This is a genomic window from Psychrobacter sp. TB20-MNA-CIBAN-0197 (assembly GCF_040309765.1).
GTDB lineage: Bacteria > Pseudomonadota > Gammaproteobacteria > Pseudomonadales > Moraxellaceae > Psychrobacter > Psychrobacter submarinus.
The window spans coordinates 1-252 of record NZ_JBEOPC010001049.1 but is presented as its reverse complement, the minus strand read 5'-3'; the positions used below and the strand labels follow the sequence as shown (position 1 = coordinate 252).

Genomic DNA, 252 nt, shown 5'->3' with positions numbered 1-252 from the left:
CCTTGGTGTTGAACCGCAAGGCCGGGAGTTATTTTTTCTTGAGCGAACTGTTCGTCGACCTGCCGCTACCGGTGGACGAACCGCACAGCAGCGAACATTGCGGGCGTTGCACCGCGTGCCTGGATATCTGCCCGACCAACGCCTTCGTCGGCCCCTATGTGCTGGACGCGCGGCGCTGCATTTCCTATCTGACCATCGAGCTGAAAACCGCGATTCCCGAAGAGTTGCGGCCGTTGATTGGCAATCGCGTGT

Annotated in this window: 1 protein-coding gene; it reads left to right on the top strand. The window is 59.5% G+C overall.

Features of this window, described 5'->3' with window-relative positions:
• Positions 1-252 (top strand): 4Fe-4S double cluster binding domain-containing protein (locus tag AAEY83_RS17110; protein WP_351061060.1); only part of this gene is annotated, 252 nt, incomplete at both ends.